The 23307-nt window shown below is 58.1% G+C and carries 18 protein-coding genes and 1 tRNA gene; 9 read left to right on the forward strand and 10 right to left on the reverse strand.

Annotation, left to right across the window (positions count from 1 at the left end; genetic code table 11):
• The 5 genes from dnaA to gyrB all read left to right on the forward strand — a co-directional run bounded on the left by dnaA (window position 1) and on the right by gyrB (window position 8070).
• Window positions 1–1467 carry a chromosomal replication initiator protein DnaA gene (dnaA, locus tag FXO11_RS00005; RefSeq protein WP_148860971.1) on the forward strand — a complete coding sequence of 489 codons (1467 nt, stop codon included), beginning with the start codon at window positions 1–3 and terminating at the stop codon, window positions 1465–1467.
• A gap of 78 nt (window positions 1468–1545) precedes the next feature.
• Window positions 1546–2649: a DNA polymerase III subunit beta gene (gene dnaN, locus FXO11_RS00010; protein WP_148860972.1), complete on the forward strand. Its 1104-nt coding sequence runs from the start codon at window positions 1546–1548 to the stop codon at window positions 2647–2649.
• Window positions 2650–2759: 110 nt separating this feature from the next.
• Complete coding sequence (locus tag FXO11_RS00015; RefSeq protein WP_148860973.1) at window positions 2760–4022, forward strand: ABC1 kinase family protein; 1263 nt, start codon at window positions 2760–2762, stop codon at window positions 4020–4022.
• Window positions 4023–4434: 412 nt separating this feature from the next.
• Window positions 4435–5550, forward strand: a complete 1116-nt coding sequence (gene recF, locus FXO11_RS00020) for a DNA replication/repair protein RecF (RefSeq protein ID WP_148860974.1) — start codon at window positions 4435–4437, stop codon at window positions 5548–5550.
• A gap of 102 nt (window positions 5551–5652) precedes the next feature.
• The gene (gyrB, locus tag FXO11_RS00025; protein ID WP_148860975.1) at window positions 5653–8070 is read left to right on the forward strand and encodes a DNA topoisomerase (ATP-hydrolyzing) subunit B; all 2418 of its coding nucleotides are present in this window, start codon (window positions 5653–5655) and stop codon (window positions 8068–8070) included.
• Between the two features lie 109 nt (window positions 8071–8179).
• Here gyrB and FXO11_RS00030 read toward each other — a convergent pair whose 3' ends face one another.
• The 10 genes from FXO11_RS00030 to def all read right to left on the reverse strand — a co-directional run bounded on the left by FXO11_RS00030 (window position 8180) and on the right by def (window position 18883).
• Window positions 8180–8932, reverse strand: a complete 753-nt coding sequence (locus tag FXO11_RS00030; protein WP_148860976.1) for a VC0807 family protein — start codon at window positions 8930–8932, stop codon at window positions 8180–8182.
• 187 nt (window positions 8933–9119) lie between these two features.
• Window positions 9120–9196: transfer RNA gene (locus tag FXO11_RS00035), tRNA-Pro, on the reverse strand.
• Between the two features lie 67 nt (window positions 9197–9263).
• Window positions 9264–9809 carry a D-glycero-beta-D-manno-heptose 1,7-bisphosphate 7-phosphatase gene (gmhB, locus tag FXO11_RS00040; protein ID WP_148860977.1) on the reverse strand — a complete coding sequence of 182 codons (546 nt, stop codon included), beginning with the start codon at window positions 9807–9809 and terminating at the stop codon, window positions 9264–9266.
• Window positions 9810–9813: 4 nt separating this feature from the next.
• Window positions 9814–11892, reverse strand: a complete 2079-nt coding sequence (gene glyS / locus FXO11_RS00045; protein WP_148860978.1) for a glycine--tRNA ligase subunit beta — start codon at window positions 11890–11892, stop codon at window positions 9814–9816.
• Between the two features lie 2 nt (window positions 11893–11894).
• A complete protein-coding gene (glyQ, locus tag FXO11_RS00050) occupies window positions 11895–12839 on the reverse strand; it encodes a glycine--tRNA ligase subunit alpha (RefSeq protein ID WP_148864730.1) in 945 nt (314 codons plus the stop codon).
• A gap of 213 nt (window positions 12840–13052) precedes the next feature.
• On the reverse strand, window positions 13053–14501 hold the full coding sequence (locus FXO11_RS00055) for a TrkH family potassium uptake protein (RefSeq protein WP_148860979.1): 1449 nt from the start codon (window positions 14499–14501) through the stop codon (window positions 13053–13055).
• Window positions 14502–14528: 27 nt separating this feature from the next.
• The gene (trkA, locus tag FXO11_RS00060) at window positions 14529–15902 is read right to left on the reverse strand and encodes a Trk system potassium transporter TrkA (RefSeq protein ID WP_148860980.1); all 1374 of its coding nucleotides are present in this window, start codon (window positions 15900–15902) and stop codon (window positions 14529–14531) included.
• Complete coding sequence (rsmB, locus tag FXO11_RS00065) at window positions 15899–17224, reverse strand: 16S rRNA (cytosine(967)-C(5))-methyltransferase RsmB (RefSeq protein WP_148860981.1); 1326 nt, start codon at window positions 17222–17224, stop codon at window positions 15899–15901. The genes trkA and rsmB overlap by 4 nt, the downstream gene beginning before the upstream one ends.
• Window positions 17225–18160, reverse strand: a complete 936-nt coding sequence (fmt, locus tag FXO11_RS00070) for a methionyl-tRNA formyltransferase (protein ID WP_148860982.1) — start codon at window positions 18158–18160, stop codon at window positions 17225–17227.
• A gap of 219 nt (window positions 18161–18379) precedes the next feature.
• Window positions 18380–18883, reverse strand: coding sequence for a peptide deformylase (gene def, locus FXO11_RS00075; RefSeq protein WP_148860983.1), 504 nt, complete (start codon window positions 18881–18883; stop codon window positions 18380–18382).
• 412 nt (window positions 18884–19295) lie between these two features.
• Here def and FXO11_RS00080 point away from each other — a divergent pair, with 412 nt between their 5' ends.
• The 4 genes from FXO11_RS00080 (at window position 19296) to hemF (ending at window position 23284) form a co-directional block, all read left to right on the forward strand.
• Window positions 19296–20321 (forward strand): LysM peptidoglycan-binding domain-containing protein, encoded by a 1026-nt coding sequence (locus tag FXO11_RS00080; protein ID WP_148860984.1) that lies wholly within the window; start codon window positions 19296–19298, stop codon window positions 20319–20321.
• 135 nt (window positions 20322–20456) lie between these two features.
• A complete protein-coding gene (gene dprA, locus FXO11_RS00085; RefSeq protein ID WP_148860985.1) occupies window positions 20457–21641 on the forward strand; it encodes a DNA-processing protein DprA in 1185 nt (394 codons plus the stop codon).
• A gap of 74 nt (window positions 21642–21715) precedes the next feature.
• Entirely contained in the window at window positions 21716–22303 is a 588-nt protein-coding gene (locus FXO11_RS00090; protein WP_148860986.1) for an L-threonylcarbamoyladenylate synthase, read from the forward strand.
• 51 nt (window positions 22304–22354) lie between these two features.
• Entirely contained in the window at window positions 22355–23284 is a 930-nt protein-coding gene (hemF, locus tag FXO11_RS00095; RefSeq protein ID WP_148860987.1) for an oxygen-dependent coproporphyrinogen oxidase, read from the forward strand.
• Window positions 23285–23307 lie beyond the last annotated feature (23 nt).

Raw genomic sequence — 23307 nt, forward strand, 5'->3', positions numbered from 1 at the left:
GTGCCGCACACCATTTGGCATCAATGTCTTGAAGTACTTCGGGATGAATTTCCCGCTCAACAGTTCAACACCTGGCTTCGTCCGCTACAGTCCGATCACCGGGACGACCAGTTGATGCTGTTCGCTCCGAACCGGTTCGTTATGGACTGGGTCAACGAGAAGTATTTGCGGCGAATCGAAGAAGTCCTCAAGGATCTCCACGGCGGGCAGGCGCCGCGGATTAATATGCGGGTCGGCTCAGCACCGCAAGAAGCGGCACCGGTTCGTCGGTCGTCTGTTGCCCCAGCGGCCAATACCCGTCAAGAAGACAGCGCTGAAACGGTCAACGACGAAGAGAGAGGCGTGGCCGCGACTCTGGTGGACCGGTCCAGACCGACGGCGGCCCCTGCCGCCCGGAGTTCGGCGCCGGAACGACGCAGTGTCCAGGTAGAAGGCGATATCAAGCATCAAAGCTTTCTCAACGAAAGCTTTACCTTCGAGACGTTCGTGGAAGGCAAATCCAACCAGCTGGCTCGCGCAGCGTCGATGCAGGTGGCTGAAAATCCCGGCGGCGCCTATAACCCACTGTTTCTTTATGGCGGTGTGGGTTTAGGTAAGACGCACCTGATGCATGCAGTGGGCAACGAGATTGTGCGCCGCAACCCCCGCGCCAAAGTGGCTTACCTGCGTTCGGAGCGTTTTGTAGCCGATATGGTCAAGGCGCTGCAGCTCAATGCGATTAATGAGTTCAAGCGCTATTACCGCTCAGTGGATGCGCTGCTGATCGACGATATTCAGTTTTTTGCCCGCAAAGAACGCTCCCAAGAAGAGTTTTTCCACACCTTCAACGCCCTGCTTGAGGGTGGCCAGCAAGTGATCGTCACCTGTGACCGTTTCCCCAAGGAAATCTCGGACATGGAGGAGCGCCTCAAATCCCGTTTTGGTTGGGGTCTGACGGTGATGGTCGAACCACCGGAGCTGGAAACCCGCGTGGCAATTCTGATGAAGAAGGCGGAACAGGCGGGTGTCCGGCTTAGCAGCGAAGCAGCCTTCTTTATTGCTCAGAAAATTCGTTCTAACGTGCGTGAGCTCGAGGGTGCACTGCGTCTGGTGATAGCGAATGCTCACTTCACAGGACAGGAAATTACGCCTCCTTTTATTCGCGAGAGTCTCAAGGATCTGTTGGCGCTACACGAAAAGCAGGTGAGCATCGACAATATTCAGCGGACCGTGGCAGAGTACTACAAGATTAAAGTGGCGGATCTTCTTTCCAAGCGCCGGACTCGCACCGTCACACGGCCACGGCAGATGGCCATGTCCCTCGCGAAGGAACTGACCAATCACAGCTTGCCGGAAATCGGCGACGCCTTCGGCGGTCGTGACCACACCACGGTTCTCCATGCCTGTAAAAAAATCATCGAGCTGCAGGAGCTGGATAGCAACATCCGTGAGGATCACCAGAATTTTATGCGTTTGCTGACCACGTAGTCCCCGAAGCGGGAGTCCACAAACCAAGGAAGCGGCCTTACAGATTCCCAAACAACCCACGAGCAGAATTCGAGTGCCATGAAACTGACGATCAGCCGAGAATCCCTCCTGACCCCACTGCAGTCGATTGCCGGTGTAGTGGAACGTAAACAAACGATGCCGGTGCTGTCTAACGTCCTTTTAGTGGCGGAAGACAATACGTTGACGCTGACCGGTACCAATATGGAAGTTGAACTGGTGGGCCGGATTACCCCGGTACATGTGGATCAGCCGGGAAGGATCACCGTTCCGGCCCGAAAGCTATCCGACATCTGCCGTGCCTTGGGTGGCGAGGCGCCGATCGAGCTGAACCTGGAAGGCGACCGCCTTCATCTGCGTTGCGGAGCGAGTCATTTTACGCTGTCAACGCTGCCGGCCGAGCACTTTCCTAATGTCGAAGACGATGCAGAGAGCTTTCGTCTCGAACTGCCTCAGGCAGATCTGCGCAACATGCTCGATGCCACCGCCTTCGCTATGGCTCAACAGGATGTTCGTTATTACTTGAACGGGCTACTATTTGAAGTGGATACCGAGCACCTGCGCGCGGTCGCGACTGACGGCCACCGGCTGGCGATGTCCCATCTGGGGCTGGCAACCGGCATCAGCGACTCACGTCAGGTGATCGTACCGCGCAAAGGCGTGCTGGAACTGGCGCGGCTGCTCGACGACGTGCAGACGCCGCTCACGCTGGTATTCGGGGACAACCACCTACGGGCAACCGTCGGTGCGTACACCTTTACCTCGAAGCTGATCGAGGGCAAGTTCCCGGACTACAACCGGGTCATTCCGCGGGGCGGCGATAAAACCATGCTGGCGGATCGTTCGACCCTTAAGAATACGCTACAGCGGGCGGGGATCCTGTCCCACGAAAACATCCGCGGTGTGCGCCTGAATCTGGTACCGGGTGAGCTGCAGATCTTCGCCAATAATCCCGATCAGGAACAGGCGGAAGACGCCTTGCCAGTGGATTATCAGGGCGAGTCCCTGCAGATCGGCTTTAACGTGGGCTACTTGGTGGATGTGTTGAATGCGCTGGACGACGACCAGGTCAAAATCACTCTATCCAACCCGAACAGCAGTGCGCTGATCGAGGCCCAAAATGACGCCAGCTGTTTGTATGTCGTCATGCCGATGAGACTGTAAAGTAAAAAGGAAGTCGCCAGGGCGACCGACGTTAATGTCGTCCTGGAGAGGCCTCGCATGGCGGTGATAGCGCGTTGGGCTTTAAACTTCGGTTACAGGGAGAGACGGTAATGATAGTGAATGGCATCAAGGGTGCCTTCAGGGTCGGGCAGACTTTGAGCGTACTCGGCAAAACGGGTGTTAACTGGTTACGCGGCGACCGGCCGCCTACGCCGCGGCTGTTACGTCGAACTTTTGAGGATCTGGGCGCTACCTATATTAAGCTGGGACAATTCATCGCCAGTTCACCTACCTTTTTTCCGCCCAGCTATGTGGAAGAATTTCAAAACTGTCTCGATCGCACGCCTGCCCTTCCCTTCAGTGTGATGCGCCGTATCCTGCGTGAGGAATTGCGCCAACCGTTGGATAAAATCTACTCGGAGATCGATCCGGTTCCGCTCGCTTCGGCATCCATTGCACAGGTACACGCCGCGAAGTTGGTCACCGGTGAGGAGGTCGTGCTTAAGATCCAGAAACCGGGTGTGGAAAACATTCTGCTCACGGATCTGAATTTTCTCTACGCCTCCGCCCGTATTCTTGAAACCATCGCGCCCAAGCTCTCCTGGACCTCCTTGTCCGGCATAGTCGAGGAGATACAGAGCACAATGATGGAAGAGTGCGACTTCATTAAGGAAGCCAATAACCTGAAAACGTTCAGGCAGTTCTTGATGGACTCGCATAACGAGGACGCAACGGTTCCGGTCGTGTACGAGAAGTGGAGTACCCGCCGCGTGCTAACGATGGAACGGTTCTATGGCGTACCGTTAACGGACCTGGAGAGCATTCGAGCGGTCACCAACGATCCCGAGCGGACGTTGATTACAGCAATGAATACCTGGTTTTCCAGTTTGACCCAATGCCAGTTTTTCCATGCAGATGTTCACGCCGGTAATCTGATGGTATTGCGTGACGGGCGGGTTGGATTTATCGATTTCGGCATTGTTGGTCGCATCAAGCCGGATACCTGGCAAGCTGTATCTGATTTCATTTCTGCGGTGATGGTCGGTAATTTCGAAGGTATGGCGGCCGCCATGGTTCGAATTGGCGTCACCCATGAAACCATAGACGTTAAACAACTGGCCGATGATCTACGCCGTCTCTACAACCAGATGGACAGGATGGTGCCGGATACGCCTTATGGAGCCGAAGAAGCTGAAGATGAAGTGAACGGTATGCTGATGGATATGGTCAAAATCGGCGAGCAGCACGGCCTGCATTTCCCGCGAGAGTTTGCCCTGTTGATCAAGCAATTTCTTTACTTCGATCGATACGTTCACATCCTGGCACCGGAAATGGATATGTTTATGGATGAACGTCTGACGCTGTTGCATTAGGCGAGCTTTGGAGCCCTACGACGTCTAAGCGTTGAAATACTCCTGACGGACATTCGAGGCGGCCTGAGAGGGCCGCTTTTTATTTGTTGGATTGAACCTTAAGCGCTTGTCGGAAACCCAGCCCCACGATCTACGTTGTTTGCCTGTCCTTCTTACGCTGCACGCGAAGAGAAAGAAGTGATTTCACTTCCGTTACAGATACGAGGGGTATGTTCGACCCCGCCCGCTGCATCCCATACGTTGATCTCGACAAGGCGCAGTAAACCGATCGATAAGACCAACCTGTTTGCCCGGGTTACCCTATGACTAAGCCGCTGTTTAATCGCGACTGAGGAGCCTTAAACCTGCACCCAGCGCGCGCTAACCTGTAGACTAGGACTTCGCCTTTTCCCCAAACGGATCCCATTGGTGCATGGCACTTCTTAGACTTCAGACCCAGCATTTCCGAAATCTCGCGCCCACCGATCTCACTTTTTCGCCCTCCGTCAATCTGATCTACGGCGAGAACGGTAGTGGCAAAAGCAGTTTACTCGAAGCCATAGGTTATCTGGGGTTGGGGCGGTCATTTCGTGTTAACCGGCATGAAGCCGTGGTTTGTCATGGTACGCAGCGTCTTACGGTGTTTGGCGAGATCGGTAATGACGACGGTGCGCATAAAGGGTCTGGCCATCGCATTGGATTGTCCCGAGACCTGAGCTTGGGTGAAACCCGGCTTAAGGTTGACGGAGAACGGGTGCGCAGCTTGTCCGCGGTCGCGCGGCACTTGCCTGTTTCCGTGATCGATCCGGGTACCTTCGATATCGTGGCTGGTGGCCCAGGCAAGCGCCGTCAGTTTTTAGATTGGTCTGTGTTCCACGTGGAACATGGCTTCTCGGCGCTCTGGCAGCAGTTCCAGAGAAGTGTTTCTCAGCGGAATAAAATTCTCAGAAATGGTAGAATTGACGAGTCGTTACGCCGGATATGGGACCGGCAGTACGTCGCGTTAGCGGAACAGGTCACCGAAGCGCGCCGTGCGGTTTTCGAACGGTTCCATCCCCTACTCGTCGCCGTGTTGGAGGATGTCGGGGTGGTATGGAGTAACGACCTCAAAATTGAGTTTTTTCCCGGTTGGGATCGTAAGCTAGGCTTGGCCGATGTGCTCGAGAGTCATCGAGATCAGGAAGCCAAGATGGGGCATACCCTCTACGGTCCGAACCGGGCAGATATGCGAGTGAAGTATCAGGGGCGTCCGGTTGCGGAAACCTTGTCGCGAGGTCAGCAGAAAACCCTGGTTATCTTGATGAAGATTGCGCAGGGCCAGCTTCTCAAAGCGAGTGGCCGGCAATGTACATTTTTGTTAGATGATATAAATGCGGAGCTTGATGAGCCTCATCGTGAGATGTTGGCAGGCAAGCTTCGCGATCTCGGTAGTCAGGTGTTCATCACCTCCATTGAGCCGCCTCGTCCTGAAAAGCTGTGGCGGGAATCCATGCCCGATTTCAAAGTGTTCCACGTGGAACATGGCGAGTTTACGTTGAGGAACCTCTAATTGGGTCCATTGGCGATTCTGGGCCGGCCCTGAAAGCCGGAATCGCCAATGGACTCAATTAGAGGTTCTTGAGAACAAGATCTTCGCTTTAGGAGCGTCCGAATGACTACGTCGAATTCTTATAATTCCTCCAGCATCAAGGTCCTGAAAGGTCTGGATGCTGTTCGCAAGCGTCCCGGGATGTACATCGGGGACACCGACGATGGTACCGGTCTGCACCACATGGTGTTTGAAATTGTCGATAACTCTATCGATGAGGCCTTGGCCGGTTTCTGCTCCGAGATCGGTATCGTTATCCACCCTGACGAATCTGTGACCGTGCGGGACAACGGTCGTGGTATCCCGGTAGACCTGCATGAAGAGGAAGGGGTTTCCGCTGCTGAAGTCATCATGACGGTGCTTCACGCAGGCGGTAAATTCGACGACAACACCTACAAGGTCTCCGGCGGTCTGCACGGGGTTGGCGTTTCGGTGGTAAACGCTCTCTCGTCGCAATTACGGCTGACGATTCGTCGCGACGGCAGAGTCTGGGAACAGATCTACCGTGACGGTGTCCCGGATGCGCCTCTTGAGGCCAAGGGCGAGACGGACAAGAGCGGAACGGAAGTGCACTTTGTGCCCTCTCCCGAGACTTTCACCAACATCGCTTTTCACTTCGACATCCTGGCTAAGCGGTTGCGGGAGCTGGCGTTCCTAAATAGCGGGGTGCGTATCCGCCTGCAGGACGAGCGTACCGGCAAGGAAGACTACTTCCAGTATAACGGTGGTCTGCGTGCGTTCGTCGAGCATCTCAACAACAATAAGACACCGATCAATCGGGTATTCCACTTCAACCGTGAGCGTGAAGACGGCATCGCTGTGGAAGTCGCCATGCAGTGGAACGACGCATTCCAAGAGAATATTTTCTGCTTCACCAACAATATCCCCCAGCGTGACGGCGGCACCCACTTGGCCGGTTTCCGTGCTGCGCTGACCCGCTCGTTGAACAGCTATATCGAGCATGAAGGTCTGGGCAAGAAATCCAAGGTGGCGACGTCTGGCGACGATGCCCGTGAAGGCCTCACCGCCATCATCAGTGTCAAGGTACCGGACCCCAAATTCTCGTCTCAGACCAAGGACAAGCTGGTCTCATCGGAAGTTAAAACAGCGGTTGAACAAGAGCTGTACCAGAGCTTCTCCGATTACCTGCGAGAGCAGCCCAACGAAGCCAAACTGATCGTGAACAAGATGATCGAAGCGGCGCGAGCCCGGGAAGCAGCGCGTAAAGCGCGGGAAATGACCCGTCGCAAGGGGGCGCTGGATATCGCGGGCCTGCCAGGCAAACTGGCGGACTGCCAGGAAAAGGACCCCGCCCTTTCCGAAATCTACATTGTGGAGGGTGATTCCGCGGGAGGAAGCGCCAAACAGGGTCGAGATCGTAAGACGCAGGCCATTCTGCCGTTGAAGGGCAAGATCCTCAATGTGGAAAAGGCGCGGTTCGATAAAATGCTGTCCTCTGCCGAAGTCGGCACGTTGATTACCGCACTGGGGTGCGGTATCGGTCGCGAGGAATTCGATCCGGACAAGCTGCGCTACCACTCTATTATCATCATGACTGACGCCGACGTGGACGGCTCTCACATTCGGACGCTGCTCCTAACGTTCCTGTTCCGTCAGATGCGCGAAATTATAGAGCGGGGCCACGTCTTCATCGCGATGCCGCCGCTGTATAAGGTCAAGCGTGGTAAGCAGGAGCAGTACCTGAAGGACGAGAAAGCCAAAGAAGCCTACTTGACCCAGACCGCGCTGGAAGGCGCACAGTTTTACGTTAACCCGTCTGCGCCGCCCATAGCCGATTCTGCGCTCGAGTCTTTGGTTAAGGAGTACCAATCCGTACAAACCATGATCGAGCGTTTGTCCCGCGCCTACCCGGCAAAAGTGCTGGAGCAGATGTTGCACAACACGACACTAAAGGCCGAAGACCTAGTCACTCAGGAGGCGGTAACCCAGTGGGTCTCCCGCTTGGGTGCGCGTCTTGACGTGGACACGCGTACCGGCACCAAGTACGTCTTTTCAGTGCATGAGGACACGGAGCGAAACCTGTTCTTGCCCAAGGTGGATATCTACGTACACGGCATTCCCCATACCCATGTTTTCAATCACGAGTTCTTTGAGTCTGGCTCCTATACGGCTATATCCCGTCTGGGTGAAAAGCTCGATGGGCTGGTTGAGGACGGTGCCTACATTCAGCGCGGCGAACGTAAGCAGGCGGTGCTGAGTTTTGAGGGAGGCCTGGCCTGGCTGATGAAAGAAGCTCAGCGTGGTTTGAACATTTCCCGATACAAGGGGCTGGGCGAGATGAACCCGGAGCAGTTATGGGAAACCACAATGGATCCGGAAACCCGTCGCATGATGAAGGTTACCATCGAAGATGCTATTGCGGCCGACCAGATCTTCACCACGCTTATGGGCGATGAAGTGGAGCCGCGTCGAGACTTTATCCAGACCAACGCGTTGAACGTCACCAATCTGGATGTCTAGTTGTCCGTCCTGCTTTTGGAGTGACAACGAAAAATAGAGCAACAAAGAAAAAGCCCGGTCCTGAAAAGGTGCCGGGCTTTTTCTTTGTATGGGAGAACTGAGAGAGCGACTAGTTCGACGAGTTATTTTTTGACTCGTTTTGTTCATGAAGCGCTGGGGAAAGCACCTCCTCGAACTTAAAACCGGTGAGCGTGCGGATCGCTCGCCAGAGGTAATAGAAGATGGCGAACATCATCAGCATGGAGGGAATCGCGATCACCGGATAGCTCACCAATGTCATCTGGCCTAGCTCTTCGTTAAACGCCGCGGTGCCCGAGGGGCTGGTCACGATCCATTTGGCCAGCACGTAATTCATCACCGAACTGAACAGGAATGTGGCGGCGAAGTAGTAGCTGGCGCGCATAAGGCGGGCTTCGAAAATTCCTTCGTTGCCATTGGCGACCAGCGTATCGTGGATCTTGTCCACGTCCAGCACCGTGCGATTGTAGAGCAACGTACGCACCAACGGATATTTGGTACGGGTAGACACCAGCACCGCCAGTCCGATCACCAGAGGCACTGCAGCCTCTTTAATGGCCAGCCATTCGGCATCCAGTTCGAGTAGACCGATACCGCCGGTGAGCAGAATACTGATCAGGCCGAGCATCGCAATAAAGTTGCGCTTACCGAAGCGAACCAGCTCGTACAGGCCCCAGCCTAACGGGAAGGCAAGCGCAACGATTAGGGCCTTCGCCGAGCCCAGATCCTGTTCGCCACTGAATTTCATCAGGATGACTGAAGGAATAATGATACTGATCAGCAAATCGACCCAGGGGCGTTGTTGCTGGGTGTTAGCCGTTACTGTGTTGTTGCCAGAAGTCATAGAATCCAACCCGAACGGAGAAAATAGACACGCTGGTTGTAAGCACCGAAGTGTAAGAAACTAGAGTGTGTAAGAAAAACCAGAAGCAGTATACCGAAGAATGGCGTTGGAAATCCGGCTTTCATGCCGAAATGCCACCCACGAGAGTGTGGGCTATAAAAGGTAAGTGTTTGAAAAGGCGGGAAAATGGTCGGCGTGGCAGGACTTGAACCTGCGACCCCTTCGTCCCGAACGAAGTGCGCTACCAGACTGCGCCACACGCCGAATTTGCGCCGTATTATACTGATCATTCTATGGATTGCCAGCCCTATCGGCGCGGTTTTCCAGGGACTTATTGGCTGAGCAAATGATCTACAAACGCCGCCAGATTATTCCAGACAGAGACCCGGGCCAGCGGGTGCTGTCGCAGGTAGCGTTCGGTTTCCTTGCCATTACCGGTGCGGACCAGCGCTGCCGATTTGCAGCCGGCCGCCAGGCCTGCTTCGAGGTCTTTCAGGCTGTCCCCCACCATCACTGCTTCGCTAAGGTCCTTTAGACCCAGCTGTTGGCGTATATCCTCCAACAGACCGGTACGCGGCTTGCGGCACTGACAGTCCTCATCGGGGTGATGCGGGCAATAGGCGATACAATCGACCTTGCCCCCGAGAGCCTGCACCAGGCGATGCAGCTGAGCGTGCATCTGCTCGAGGATCAGATGGTCGTAGTAGCCTCGGGCGATGCCGGACTGATTGGTGGCCACCGCCACGGTATGCCCGGCCTGGGTCAGTCTGGCTATGGCCTCGATGCTGCTGGCTATGGGTAGCCATTCCTCGACCGAACAGATGTACTCACCGCTGTAGCGGTTGATAACTCCGTCACGGTCGAGGATAACCAGCATGACGCTAACCTGCAGGCAATAGCGAGATGTCTGCCACCTGGAGGAACAGGTTGCGCAGACGATTAAGTAAGGCGAGCCGGTTGGCGCGAATAGCGGCATCGTCAGCCATCACCATCACTTCATCGAAGAAACGGTCTACGGGCTCGCGCAGGTCGGCCAGGGAGGCCAGGGCCGACGCGTAATCGCCGCTCTGGAACAGCGGCGTCACTTTGCCGCTCTGGGCCTCCACGGCCTCGGCCAGCGCGATTTCCGCGTCATCCTTGAGCAGGCTGCGATCCACTTTGTCGCTTAAGCTATCGCCCCCCTGCTTGACCAGAATATTGGAGACGCGCTTGTTGGCCGCCGCCAGCGCTTCGGCCGCAGGGAGACGCCGGAATGCCTCAACGGCCCGGATACGCTGTTCGAAGTCGAGCGGCCGGGTCGGACGGCGCGCGTGTACCGCGAGATAGATTTCAGCGCTAATCCCCTGCTCTTCGTAATGGGCACGAAAGCGCTCAAGCATATAATCCACCACCGGCGTCGCCGGATCGTCCAGCTCGAGTCCGCTGAAGTTTGCCGATGCCCAGTCGCAGCAGGTTTGCAGGTCCAGCGGCAACTCACGTTCAAGGATAATACGCAGCACACCCAGAGCCGAGCGCCGCAGGCCAAACGGATCCCGCGTACCGGACGGTGGCTGGTTAATACCGAACAGACCCACCAGAGAGTCCAGTCGATCGGCCAAAGCAACGGCGCAGCCGGTCAGATGCCGGGGCAGATCGTCGCCGGCGAAACGAGGCATGTATTGCTCGTTTAAAGCCTGGGCCACGTCATCCGGCTCGTTGTCGTTGCGGGCGTAATATTCGCCCATAATGCCCTGCAGGTCGGTGAACTCGAGTACCATCTCACTGACCAGGTCGGTCTTGGCCAGCATCGCGGCGCGCTCGGCATGCTGCGGCTTGCCACCGATAGCTTCGGCGATCTTCTTCGCCAGCGCAGCGACACGGACCGACTTATCGTAAAGGCTGCCTAACTTCTCTTGGAACACAATGGGCTTGAGTGCGTCGATCCGGCTTTCCAGTGTGTGCTTGCGGTCGGTGTCGTAGAAAAAAGCCGCGTCCGCCAAGCGGGGCCGAATCACCTTCTCGTTGCCCGACACCACCTGGGCCGGGTCCTTGCTCTCAAGGTTAGCCACGGTAATGAACAGAGGCAGCATCGTTCCGTCGTCGTCGACAACATGGAAATACTTCTGGTGTTCCTTCATGGAGGAGATCAGCGCTTCGGCGGGCACATCCAGGAAGCGGGGCTCAAAGCGCCCCAGCAGCGGCACAGGCCACTCGTTCAAGGCCGTAACCTCATCCAGCAATGCGTCGTCGATCACCGCATGACCCTGGCCCTGCGACTTGGCGATTGCGGTGACCCCGGAGCGAATGGTTTCCCGCCGCTCCTCGAAGTCCGCCAGCACGTGGCCTTCCTCCCGCAGGACAACCTCGTAGGCATCCGGCGTGGGAATGATAAGTTCCTTGGGGCAGTGGAAGCGATGGCCGCGGGTCTCGTTGCCGGCCACCAGCCCCATAATGGACGCATCGATAATCTTGTTGCCGAATAACAGTACGATCCAGTGTACCGGGCGTACGAATTCGGTCCTGTGGGCGCCCCAGCGCATGCGTTTGGGGATAGGTAGGGCGTCCAGGGACTGCTCCACCAGCTCCGGTATCAGATCGGTCGTTGCGCGGCCCTGCTCGACGGTGCGATAAACCACCCAGGCACCCTTGTCGGTTTCCATGGTATCCAACTGGTCAGGCGTGACGCCCAGGGAAGTGGCGAAGCCGGTCAGCGCGCGGGTCGGGTTACCGGCATCGTCGAAGGCCGCCTTGACCGCCGGGCCGCGCTTTTCCACGGCCTTGTCTGGCTGGGCATTGGCGAGATTACGGATACGCAGCGCGAGGCGACGTGGTGCGGCGAACGGCTCGCAGGCACCGTAATTGATACCCGCAGCGTCCAGGCCCTTGCACAGGCCCGCGGTAAAGGCATCGGAAAGTGTCTTGAGAGCCTTGGGCGGCAATTCTTCGGTGCCGATCTCGACCAGAAAATCCTGTGTTGCCATGATCATGCGTCCCCTTTATCCGCGTCAGCCAGCATCTCTTCCCGCAGGGCCTCGGGCGCCATGGGGAAACCCAGGGCCCTGCGGCTGTCGAAGTAGGCCTTGGCCACGGCACGGGCCAGGGTTCTGACACGGAGGATATAGCGCTGCCGTTCCGTCACTGAAATCGCGTGACGGGCATCCAGCAGGTTAAACGTGTGAGAGGCCTTGAGTACCTGCTCATAGGCCGGCAGGGCAAGTCCCACTTCGATCAGGCGCTGGCTTTCGCGCTCGTGGACATCGAAGCAATGAAAGAGGAAGGTGGTGTCGGCCTGTTCGAAGTTGTAGGCCGACATTTCCACTTCGTTCTGGTGGAAGACGTCGCCGTAGGTGACGACCCCATCGGGGCCTTCCGTCCAGATCAGGTCGTAGACGCTGTCCACGCCCTGCAGGTACATGGCGATACGCTCCAGCCCGTAGGTCAGTTCGCCGGTGACCGGATAGCATTCCAGGCCGCCCACCTGCTGGAAATAGGTGAACTGGGTGACTTCCATGCCGTTAAGCCAGATCTCCCAGCCCAAACCCCAGGCCCCGAGTGTGGGCGATTCCCAGTTGTCCTCGACGAAACGAATGTCATGCACCAGCGGGTCCAGGCCAAGGGCCCGTAAAGAATCCAGATAGAGTTCCTGAATGTTGTCCGGCGAAGGTTTGAGCACGACCTGAAACTGGTAGTAATGCTGCAGACGGTTGGGGTTCTCACCGTAGCGGCCGTCCGTCGGGCGGCGGCTGGGCTGCACGTAGGCGGCATTCCAGGTTTCCGGGCCGATGGCACGCAGGAACGTGGAGGGGTGGAAGGTACCGGCCCCGACTTCCATATCCAGCGGTTGCTGGATGACACAGCCGCGCCGTGCCCAGAATTGCTGCAGGGCCAGGATCAGGCCCTGGAAAGTTTTACTGTCCGTGTTTGCCATCTCAGTCACGACGATTGCCTGTTGATCTCAATAAGTGTGGCGCCGGGCCGGTTTTAGCCTCGAATCGCGCTGGACCACCGGTTGGCGGAGCACCCTGCGGCGCGGAAATTCGGCATTATACGCTTCTCCGGACGCTATTTCGAAACCTGATCCCTTTATAAAGTCTGCCGCCCGGCGCGCCTAGGCCAAAAGCCCGACCAGCATGCAAGTGCACTAGCGCCGCCAGAACGCCGGTGTCAGCAGCAGTAATAGGGTGAAGACTTCAAGCCGGCCCAGCAGCATGGAGAAGCAGAGCACCCACTTCGCCACGTCGTTGATGGTGCCGTAGTGGTAGGTCACCTCGCCCAGACCAGGGCCCAGGTTGTTGATGGTCGCGCCTACGGCCGTCCAAGCGGTGATCTGGTCCAGCCCGGTGGCCTGCAGAATCACCAGCATCACCAGGAACATGAACATGTAGACCGAAAAGAACCCCCAGACGGCCTGAAGCACCCGGTCCGAGACCGGCCGATTGCCCAGCTTGACCGGCATCACGGCGTTGGGATGCAACAGACGTTTCATTTCCCGGGAGCCCTGGCGGAAGATCAGGAGGATACGCACCACCTTGATGCCACCACCCGTGGAGGCTGCACACCCCCCCATGAACGACATTACGAACAGCAGAAACGGCAGCATCATGGGCCACACCGAGAAATCGGCCGTGGCGAAGCCGGTGGTGGTCGCAAGAGATACCACCTGAAAGATACCCTCGGTGACCGCCTCGAACGGACTCAGCGTGTTGGTCAGGATCAGCACCAGAATGGTGATCAGGCTGACCCCGCCGAGGGCGCCGATATACAGCTTGAACTCTGAATCTGTCCAGTAGAGCAGTGGATTGCGCGAGCGCCAGGCCATGAAATGCAGGGCGAAATTGGCCCCGCTCAGGACCATGAACACCACGGCGATCATTTCTATAACGGGACTGTTGAAGTAGCCGATGCTGGCATCGTGGGTGGAAAAACCACCAATGGCGATCGTGGAAAAACTGTGACCGATGGCGTCGAACCAACTCATGCCGGCGATCCAGTAGGCAATAGCGCAGGCTGCGGTAAGCGATACGTAGATATACCAGAGGGCCTTGGCGGTCTCGGCAATCCGCGGCGTCAGCTTGTTGTCCTTGACTGGACCCGGGACTTCGGCGCGATAGAGCTGCATCCCCCCGATACCCAGCATGGGCAGAATGGCCACCGCCAGTACGATGATCCCCATCCCACCGAGCCATTGCAGCTGTTGGCGGTACCAGAGGATGGATTCGGGCAATTGATCGATCCCGGTAATGACGGTGGCGCCGGTGGTGGTCAAACCGGAAACGGCTTCAAACAGGGAATCGACGTAGGTATAGGGCTGATTATCGCTAAGGTAAAAGGGGATGGAGCCGGCCACGCTCAGCACCACCCAGAACAGAGTCGTCACCAGGAAGCCGTCCCGTACCCGTAGATCGCCGGACACCGAGTGGAACGGCGCCCAAACCAGCAAACCGCCAATAAAGACAATGGCGAGCGCATCGGCGAACCGCATCCATTGGCCGTCGTCGTATAGCAGCGAAACGCCGAGCGGCGGCAGCATGGTGAAGCTGAACAGCATCATCAGGATGCCGAGGATCTTGAATATAACCGATAGTCGCATTGGTTCGGCTAGGTTCCCACGTCCGAATCAGAAGAATGTCAGACCAACCTGGAACAGACGCTCCACTTCCCGAATACGGGTTTTATCCACAAGGAACAGGATAACGTGGTCGTCCGGCTGGACGCGCAGGTGGTCGTGAGCGATCAGCACTTCATTGTGGCGCACGATGGCTCCGATGGTTGTGCCTTGTGGCAGAGTGATTTCATCGAGCCGCTTACCCACCACCTTGGACGAACGATGATCGCCATGGGCAATGGCTTCGATGGCCTCCGCGGCGCCCCGGCGCAGTGAGTGAACGTTGACGACGTCCCCTCGTCTTACGTGTGTCAGCAGGCTGCCGATCGTCGTTTGTTGGGGCGAAATAGCCACATCGATCTCGCCTCCCTGGATCAGGTCCACGTAGTCGGGATTGTTGATCAGCGTCAGCACCTTGCGCACCCCCAGCCGCTTGGCCAGCAGCGAAGCCATAATGTTGGCCTCGTCGTCGTTGGTGACGGCACAGAACACATCGGTGTTCTCGATATTCTCTTCCAGCAGCAGGTCTTTGTTAGCGGCGTTACCCTGCAGCACGATGGTCTTGCGCAGGTTTTCCGACAGCATTATGCAGCGGTCCCGGTTGCGCTCGATCAGCTTGACCTGATAGCGGTTTTCCAGATTGTGAGCCAGACGCTGGCCAATGTTGCCGCCGCCGCAGATGAAGATGCGCTTGTATGGCTTTTCCAGCGGCTGGAGTTCGCTCATCACCGAGCGGATATGATCGGTGCCGGCGATGAAGAAGACCTCGTCGCCTTCCTCAATGATCGTATCCCCCTGGGGGATAATCGGCCGGTCCTTACGGAAGATGGCGGCGACCCGGGTATCGATCTTGGGCATGTGGGTGCGCAGGTAGGATAGCTCGTGGCCGACGAGTGGCCCGCCTTTTGTCGCCTGGATGGCTACCAGCCGGGCCAGCCCTTTGGAGAACTCCAGAACCTGAAGCGCGCCCGGGTATTCGATCAGCCGGGTAATGTGGCGTGTGACCACCTGCTCCGGACTGATCAGCACGTCCACCGGAAAACCATCGGCACCGAACAGCTCTTTGCGGGCAAGATAGGCATTGGCGCGCACACGGCTGATTTTGGTGGGCGTTTTGAATAGCGTGTAGGCGACCTGGCAGGCCACCATATTGGTTTCATCGCTGTTGGTGACGGCGATCAGCATGTCAGCATCTTCGGCCCCCGCCTGACGCAGTACGCTGGGATAGGAGCCGCGGCCCTGCACCGTGCGGATATCCAGTCGATCCTGAAGTTCCCGGAGCCGTGTACCATCGCTGTCGATAATCGTAATGTCGTTGGCTTCGTTGGCCAGATTTTCGGCGAGGGTTCCACCGACCTGGCCGGCACCCAGGATGATGATCTTCATGGCAATGTGGCCTGATTCGCTGACGGGTGTTCGTTTCGGGACAAGCACGCGTAGAAGAAGCCATCGTGGGACCCGGGTTCGGGGAATAACTGCCGTCCGGCGCCGGTGTCCAGCCCCCAGGCCAGTTCCGGCATGGTCAGGGCGGCGTCTTCGTGAGCCTTGATAAACCGCTGGATTATACGGTGATTTTCCTGCGGGAACACGGAACAGGTGGCGTATACCAGACGCCCGCCTGGCTTCAGGGTGGTCCAGAGGCGCTCAAGGAGATTGAGCTGGATCTCCGCCAGAGCGGGGATATCCTTTTCCCGGCGCAACAGCTTGATATCCGGGTGACGGCGAATGACGCCGCTGGCGCTACAGGGTACATCCAACAGGATACGGTCGAAAGGCCGCCCATCCCACCACTGGTCCAGGTCCGCCGCGTCTGCCGTTGCCAGTCTGGCCTGAAGTTGCAGGCGGTCCAGGTTCTCCTGTACCCGTTGCATGCGCTCGGCAGACTGGTCAAGGGCAACAACATCCAGGTTGTCGCTGCTCTCGAGGATCGCGCAGGTCTTTCCGCCTGGGGCGGCGCAGGCATCCAGGACGCGCTGCCCCGGCGCCAGATCCAGCAGCTGGGTGCATAATTGGGCCGCTTCGTCCTGAACGCTTACGGCGCCGGTGTCGAAGCCGGGCAGTTGCTCCACGCCACAGGGACGATCCAACTGGATGCCCTGCTTGGCAAACGCTGTGGCGGCGGCGGCAATATCGTTCTGGCGCAGCTGTGCCAGATAAGCGTCCCGGGAATGCTGACGGGCGTTGACCCGCAGCGTCATCGGTCCCTGGGCGTTGTTGCCGTCGAGTATGGCTTGCCAGCGCTCGGGCCAGTTATGCCGGAGTTTCTCGGTCATCCATTGCGGGTGGCTGAGTTCATCGGCGTCGGATGCCGGTTCAGGCTCGCCCTCACGCAATGCGGCGCGCAGGATCGCATTGATCAGACCGGACAGGTGCGGTTTGCCCAGCGAACGGCAGGCTTCGACTGTTTCGTTGACCACCGCGTAGTCCGCCTGTTGGCTATGGCGGATCTGGAACAGGGCCACCAGCATCAGCGGTATGGCGATACGGTCGCCTTTCTTGAGCGGCTTGTGCAGACGGATCGTGAGCTCGCTGTACAGGCGGTGGTACCAGCGGCAGCTACCATAACACAGGGCTTGTAACTGGCTACGGTCGGACTCGCTCACCTGAGCCAAACCATGGGGTAGCGCCTGGCTCAGGGACTGCCCGTCGTTGACCGCTTGCAGCACCTGGGCGGCGACCGCCCGCACGGGAAGACGTTGACGGGCCATTCAGCGCAGGACCTCGCCTTGCTGCAATACGGCGCGCCCACCGTTGATCAGATCGGAGATGCTTTGGCCCCGGGCGCCGGGTAGCTGCACCTGGTGCAGTCGCAGGACGCCGGACGCACAGGCGACATCGATGCCGTCTCGATCGCGCTTGAGGATCGCGCCGGGTTCGGCAGCGCTTGGATGATCGATGGCCTCGGCGGCGTGGATGCGGATTTTTTCGTCACCGCTCCGGGCGAAAGTACCCGGCCAGGGATTGAAGGCCCGCACCCGGCGGGCCAGATCCGTTGCCGTGCTCCCCCAGTCCAGGTGGCCCTCTTCCTTGTTGAGTTTGTGAGCGTAGCTGGCCAGGGCATCGTTCTGAGGTTCGGGTTTCAGGCCGCCCTTTTCCAGCTCGTCGAGCGCCGTGAGGATGGCTTGCCCACCCAAATCCGCCAGCCGGTCGTGCAGGTTGCCGCCGGTATCGGCGTCATGGATAGGTGTCGTCAGCTTCAGCAGCATGGCGCCGGTATCCAGGCCTGCTTCCATCTGCATGATGGTGATGCCTGTTTCCTCGTCACCCGCGGCGATAGCCCGCTGGATCGGTGCGGCACCACGCCAGCGCGGTAGCAAAGACGCATGAATGTTGAGGCAGCCCCGGACCGGCATGTCCAAAACGGCTTGGGGCAGGATAAGGCCGTAGGCGGCGACAATCATGACGTCGGCGTTGAACGCGGCAATTTCGGCCTGGGCGTCGGCGGATTTAAGGGTCTCGGGCTGGCAGACCGGAAGCCCTGCAGCCTGTGCCACCTGCTTTACCGGGCTGGGGGTCAACTTTCGGCCGCGTCCGGAGGGACGGTCGGGCTGGGTATAGACAGCCACGACTTCGTGGCCCTGCGTTAAGAGGGCGTTCAGTGCGACGGCGGCAAAATCCGGGGTCCCGGCAAAAACGATGCGCACGCAGCGTCTCCTATCTATTCATGAGCGGACTAATTATCAACGATCCAGTTGTCAACGACCGAGTTATCGGTGATCTTTCCGACGCTATTGATGAGGAACCGTCTGGCGAGCTAACCGCATACTATCAGGAAGCTCTGGCCTCTCCGGTAGACGATACAAACGAAAAGACCGGGCCATTGCCCGGTCTCATGTGACCAATTGTAAACCAGATTGAAGCGATTAGGCCCGAATCTTATGCTGCTTTTCCAGCTTCTTGCGGATACGCGTGCGTTTAAGCGGACTCAGGTAGTCCACAAAAAGCTTGCCTTTCAGGTGGTCCATCTCATGCTGGATACAGACCGCTAGCAGCCCGCTGGCTTCTTCCTCGAAGGCTTTGCCATCGCGTCCAACCGCACGAATCATCACGTGATCGGGACGGCAGACCTCTTCATAGAAGCCCGGCACCGACAGGCAGCCTTCCTGCATGTCCTGGAGATCGCCCTTGAGCACTTCGACTTCCGGGTTGATGAAGACGCGCGGCTCGCTCTTATCTTCGGACAAATCCATCACGATGATCTGTTCGTGCACGTTGACCTGAGTGGCCGCCAGGCCGATACCCGGCGCGTCGTACATGGTTTCGAACATGTCTTCGATCAGCTGCCGCGTCTGGTCCGTCACCTCTTTTACGGGTTTGGCAACCGTTCTCAGGCGCGGATCGGGGAATTCCAGAATCTCAAGTATCATGGGTCTCTAATATCGCTCGTTGCACTGCGGGTTAAACAAAAACGTGTTGTAGGAAATGCGACGATAGTCAGCGCATTTCGATCTCTATACCTACTATGATCGTGGCGCGGCCGGAAGTTTCAAGCCAACTTTGGCAATGGCGCCGATAGCTTATTATCTATCAATGTCCGGGCTGATTACAAACTGACCAACTCGACCCTGAAGCAATCCTGTTACGGACTGAATCCAGAATTTACTGGAAGAACAAAAGATAACATCACAAACAGCCACTCATCTTCTATAGTAGGCAATATTGTGGGCGATGGACCCCTTTGCCGTAGTTGGTTACCCCTCATAAAGGGTGGTTGACCTCTATATAAGAAGAGGTGCCCGAGCTCCCTCGGTTAATAGAAAGCGATCAAGGACCCAGACAATGAGGAAACTGCTGTATGTTCTGGCGGCTGTTATGCTGCTGATGGCGCAATGGGCCTATGCGGCCGGCCCCGAATTCCGGTCGGACCACCCGGAGCGCTACACAGTCGTCAAGGGCGATACCCTCTGGGACATTTCTTCCCGTTTCCTGGATAACCCGTGGTACTGGCCGGAAATCTGGCATGTTAACCCACAGGTAGCCAACCCCCATCTGATCTATCCGGGCGATGAACTGGCTCTGGTCTACATCGATGGCGAGCGCAAGATCACCAAGGTTGCCCGCTCTTCCGGCGGCGTGACCAAATTGTCGCCGCAGGTTCGGTCCACCCCGATCGATACCCCGGTGCCCGCGATTCCGCTGGATGCCATCAGTAGCTTCCTGTCGAAGACGCGTATTGTGACGCCGGAAGAATTGGAAGGTGCGCCGTATATCCTCGAAGGTGAAGATTCGCGCATCATCACCGGCGCCGGCGATCAGGTATACGCACGTGGTAAGGCCCAATCGGACAAGCTTGGTGTGTTCCGTCGCGGCCAGCGCTACGTCGATCCTGACACCCAGGAATTTTTGGGTCTGGAAGCAAAGTCTATCGGGACCGGCCAAGTCAAAGACACCAAGGGTGACGTGATGACCCTGGAGCTGAAAGACACCCAGGAAGAAGTTCGTATCGGTGATCGTCTGCTGGAAATCGAAGATCGCAAGATCAACACCACGTTCAACCCGAGCTCACCTGACACCGAGATCGACGGCACCATGATTGCCGTGGATGATGGCGTGACCCAGATTGGTCAGTACAACGTGGTGACGGTTAACCGCGGAACCCGCGAAGGCCTGAAAGTTGGCGATGTACTGGCGGTTTTCCAGGCCGGCAATCAGGTACGTGACCCCTATACCAAGGAAGTCATTCAGCTGCCGGACGAGCGCGCCGGGTTGATGATGATCTTCCAGACCTACGAAAAGGTCAGCTACGGTCTGATCCTGAAAGCCCAACGGACCCTGGCCGTGGGTGATCGCGTCGGCAATCCGTGACGCCGTTGGTGTAGAATAAAAACGGGAGCCGGCTGAGCCGCCTCCCGTTTTTTGTCGCTTGTTTTTAACGCTTGGCGTCAGGACGACGCTAGCCCTGTTTGTATTGGAACAGGTCACTGATTCATGGAACGAAGCATGCTCGAAACCCGATCCCTTGCGCCCGCCACCTCTTCTTTTGCCGACAATTTAGATAGCGGCTGGTTGTTGCTCTCCCATCTGCCCGGTCTGGGCGCAAACCGCTGGCAGGCGGTGCTCGACCACTTACCGGACCCGGCAGAACTGCTGACCTTGAACGAGGCTACCCTCAAGTCTTTAGGCTTGCCGCCACCGGCCCGACGGGCTGTACTGGCTTGGCAGCAGCGGGACCTGGCGGAAGCGACCGTTGCCGAGGCTGCGGCCACTTGGCAAAAAGTACGAGAGCAGGGCATCAGCGTCGTGCATTGGGGGCACGTCGATTATCCGCCGCTGTTGCGCGAGATCCACGCCGCGCCCCCTTTGCTCTATCTGCGCGGTCAGCGGGATGTGCTCGCCCGGCCGCAACTGGCCATTGTCGGCAGCCGCAATGCGACACGTGCCGGGTTGGACCACGCCCGACAGTTTGCCCGGGCGCTTGCTGAACGTGGTTTCGTGATTACCAGCGGCCTGGCGCTCGGTGTGGATGGCGCCGCCCACCGTGGGGCCTTGGATGCCAACGCGGCTACCCTGGCTGTGCTGGGCACCGGGGTGGATGTGCCTTATCCAGCCGCCCATCAGGCAATGGTTGGGGAGATCACCGCCAAAGGCGCGCTGCTGTCGGAGTTTCCACCCGGCATGCCGCCCCGTGCGGGGCATTTTCCCCGGCGCAATCGTATTATCAGTGGAATGAGCCGCGGCACTCTGGTCGTCGAAGCGGGCTTGCGCAGTGGTTCGCTGATCACGGCGCGCCTGGCGCTGGAACAAGGCCGCGAGGTGTTCGCCATTCCCGGTTCCATTCACAATCCGTTGGCCCGTGGCTGCCACCAGCTGATCCGCCAGGGCGCTGCGCTGGTGGAATCCGTGGCCGACATCGAAGAGGAGTTATCGGCCTGGTGGCATAACGGCACCGAAACCGCCGTGCCGACGATCACCGCAGGGCCCGTCGCGTCTGCGAAGACCTCTGTTCCCGACCACCTGGACGATCGCGAAAGGCGGGTGCTGGCGGCGCTGGAGTTCGACACCTGCTCGACGGACGATCTCTGTAACCGGAGCGGCTTTTCCGCCGATGCGCTGATGCAATCCTTGCTTATGCTGGAAATGGAGGGGCTGGTGTCAGCGGTGCCCGGGGGCTACCAGCGCAGCTAGCGGACTGTTCAGCGTCGGATGCAGACGCCATAATGCGAGGCCAATGCGATGCCAATAGGTTATCAGGTAACAGGATGCTCGATCCGGAATTGATACGCTCTGTACGACCAGGCTGGTGGCACGTTCATCAGGCCACTCAATGCCTCAAATCGGGAGGTGTGATCGCTTATCCCACAGAGGCCGTCTGGGGCCTGGGATGCGATCCCTGGGATGCCGAAGCGGTGGACCGGATCCTGACACTGAAGCAGCGCCCCGAGCATAAGGGGGTGATTCTGGTGGCTGCCTCGATCGCTCAGGTGGCCCCTCTGTTCGATCCGCTGGAACCGAGTTTACGGCGAAAGGCCGAACAATACTGGCCCGGACCGGTGACCTGTCTGGTGCCGGATCCGCAACGGCAAATCCCTGAATGGATTCGTGGCCAGCATGCCGCAGTTGCGGTGCGGGTCAGCGCACACCCTCTGGTACAGCGCTTATGCCTGGCTTTTGGTGGGCCGATCGTATCGACCTCCTGTAACCCGGCCGGCCGCTCGCCAGCCCGCCGAGCCTGGCAAGTGGCCCGTTATTTTGGTGCTGAGCTAGACTTCACTCTGCCCGGTCAACTGGGCCGCCAGCGCCAGCCCAGCCGCATCATTGACCTGGTGACCGACCGCCAATTGCGATAGCCACCCCGTTTTCTCGAGCGAGTCGCAGAGAGTCACAAACCGGAGTAAGGTATGACGCCGAACAGTGCAGAGGTTAAGACGTACTTACTATCGTTGCAGGATACGATTTGTGAGTCACTTTCCGAGATTGACGGTCAGGCGGACTTCGTCGAGGACGCCTGGGACCGTCCCGAAGGCGGCGGTGGCATCAGCCGGGTGATTACCGATGGCCACGTTTTCGAAAAAGGCGGCGTGAACTTTTCACACGTGATGGGCAACCAGATGCCGCCTTCTGCGACCGCCCACCGTCCAGAGTTGGCCGGTGCGCCTTGGGAAGCCATGGGTGTTTCGCTGGTTATGCATCCCAACAACCCTTACGTGCCCACCTCCCACGCCAACGTCCGGTTCTTTATTGCACGCCCGGAAAAGGCCGGCCCGGTGTGGTGGTTTGGCGGCGGTTACGATCTCACGCCCTACTACGGCTTCGAGGACGACTGTGTCCATTGGCATCGTACCGCCCAGCAAGCCTGCGCACCGTTCGGGACCGAGGTGTATCCGCGCTATAAACGCTGGTGTGACGAGTACTTCCACATCAAGCACCGGCATGAGCCTCGCGGTATCGGCGGCCTGTTCTACGATGATTTGAATACGGGCGATTTCGATCAGGACTTCGCCTTCATGCGGGCGGTGGGCGACAGCTATCTGGCAGCTTACCGGCCCATCGTCCAACGGCGTCAGGCCATGCCTTATAGCGAACGGGAACGCCGCTTCCAGCTCTATCGCCGCGGTCGCTACGTTGAGTTCAATCTGGTTTATGACCGTGGCACCCTGTTTGGCCTGCAGTCCGGCGGGCGCACCGAATCCATCTTGATGTCGATGCCACCACTGGCCCGTTGGGACTATGACCACCGCCCCGAGCCGGGTACGCCGGAGCACGAGCTGACGGCCTACTATCTGACCGATCGCGACTGGCTGAAAGAAGCCGGCCGGGACGGTGACTGACTTGATCCTAAAGGCCTTCAGGT

Source organism: Marinobacter fonticola, assembly GCF_008122265.1.
In the GTDB taxonomy this organism is placed as follows: domain Bacteria; phylum Pseudomonadota; class Gammaproteobacteria; order Pseudomonadales; family Oleiphilaceae; genus Marinobacter_A; species Marinobacter_A fonticola.

Excerpts from the sequence above, each read along its gene's own strand:
- dnaN (WP_148860972.1), top strand. The coding sequence starts at position 1,546 with ATGAAACTGACGATCAGCCGAGAATCCCTCCTGACCCCACTGCAGTCG.
- FXO11_RS00090 (WP_148860986.1), top strand. The coding sequence starts at position 21,716 with ATGCTCGATCCGGAATTGATACGCTCTGTACGACCAGGCTGGTGGCAC.
- glyQ (WP_148864730.1), bottom strand. The coding sequence starts at position 12,839 with ATGGCAAACACGGACAGTAAAACTTTCCAGGGCCTGATCCTGGCCCTG.
- rsmB (WP_148860981.1), bottom strand. The coding sequence starts at position 17,224 with ATGGCCCGTCAACGTCTTCCCGTGCGGGCGGTCGCCGCCCAGGTGCTG.
- FXO11_RS00055 (WP_148860979.1), bottom strand. The coding sequence starts at position 14,501 with ATGCGACTATCGGTTATATTCAAGATCCTCGGCATCCTGATGATGCTG.
- FXO11_RS00015 (WP_148860973.1), top strand. The coding sequence starts at position 2,760 with ATGATAGTGAATGGCATCAAGGGTGCCTTCAGGGTCGGGCAGACTTTG.
- gyrB (WP_148860975.1), top strand. The coding sequence starts at position 5,653 with ATGACTACGTCGAATTCTTATAATTCCTCCAGCATCAAGGTCCTGAAA.
- dprA (WP_148860985.1), top strand. The coding sequence starts at position 20,457 with ATGCTCGAAACCCGATCCCTTGCGCCCGCCACCTCTTCTTTTGCCGAC.
- hemF (WP_148860987.1), top strand. The coding sequence starts at position 22,355 with ATGACGCCGAACAGTGCAGAGGTTAAGACGTACTTACTATCGTTGCAG.
- glyS (WP_148860978.1), bottom strand. The coding sequence starts at position 11,892 with ATGGCAACACAGGATTTTCTGGTCGAGATCGGCACCGAAGAATTGCCG.
- gmhB (WP_148860977.1), bottom strand. The coding sequence starts at position 9,809 with ATGCTGGTTATCCTCGACCGTGACGGAGTTATCAACCGCTACAGCGGT.
- FXO11_RS00030 (WP_148860976.1), bottom strand. The coding sequence starts at position 8,932 with ATGACTTCTGGCAACAACACAGTAACGGCTAACACCCAGCAACAACGC.
- recF (WP_148860974.1), top strand. The coding sequence starts at position 4,435 with ATGGCACTTCTTAGACTTCAGACCCAGCATTTCCGAAATCTCGCGCCC.
- def (WP_148860983.1), bottom strand. The coding sequence starts at position 18,883 with ATGATACTTGAGATTCTGGAATTCCCCGATCCGCGCCTGAGAACGGTT.
- FXO11_RS00080 (WP_148860984.1), top strand. The coding sequence starts at position 19,296 with ATGAGGAAACTGCTGTATGTTCTGGCGGCTGTTATGCTGCTGATGGCG.
- trkA (WP_148860980.1), bottom strand. The coding sequence starts at position 15,902 with ATGAAGATCATCATCCTGGGTGCCGGCCAGGTCGGTGGAACCCTCGCC.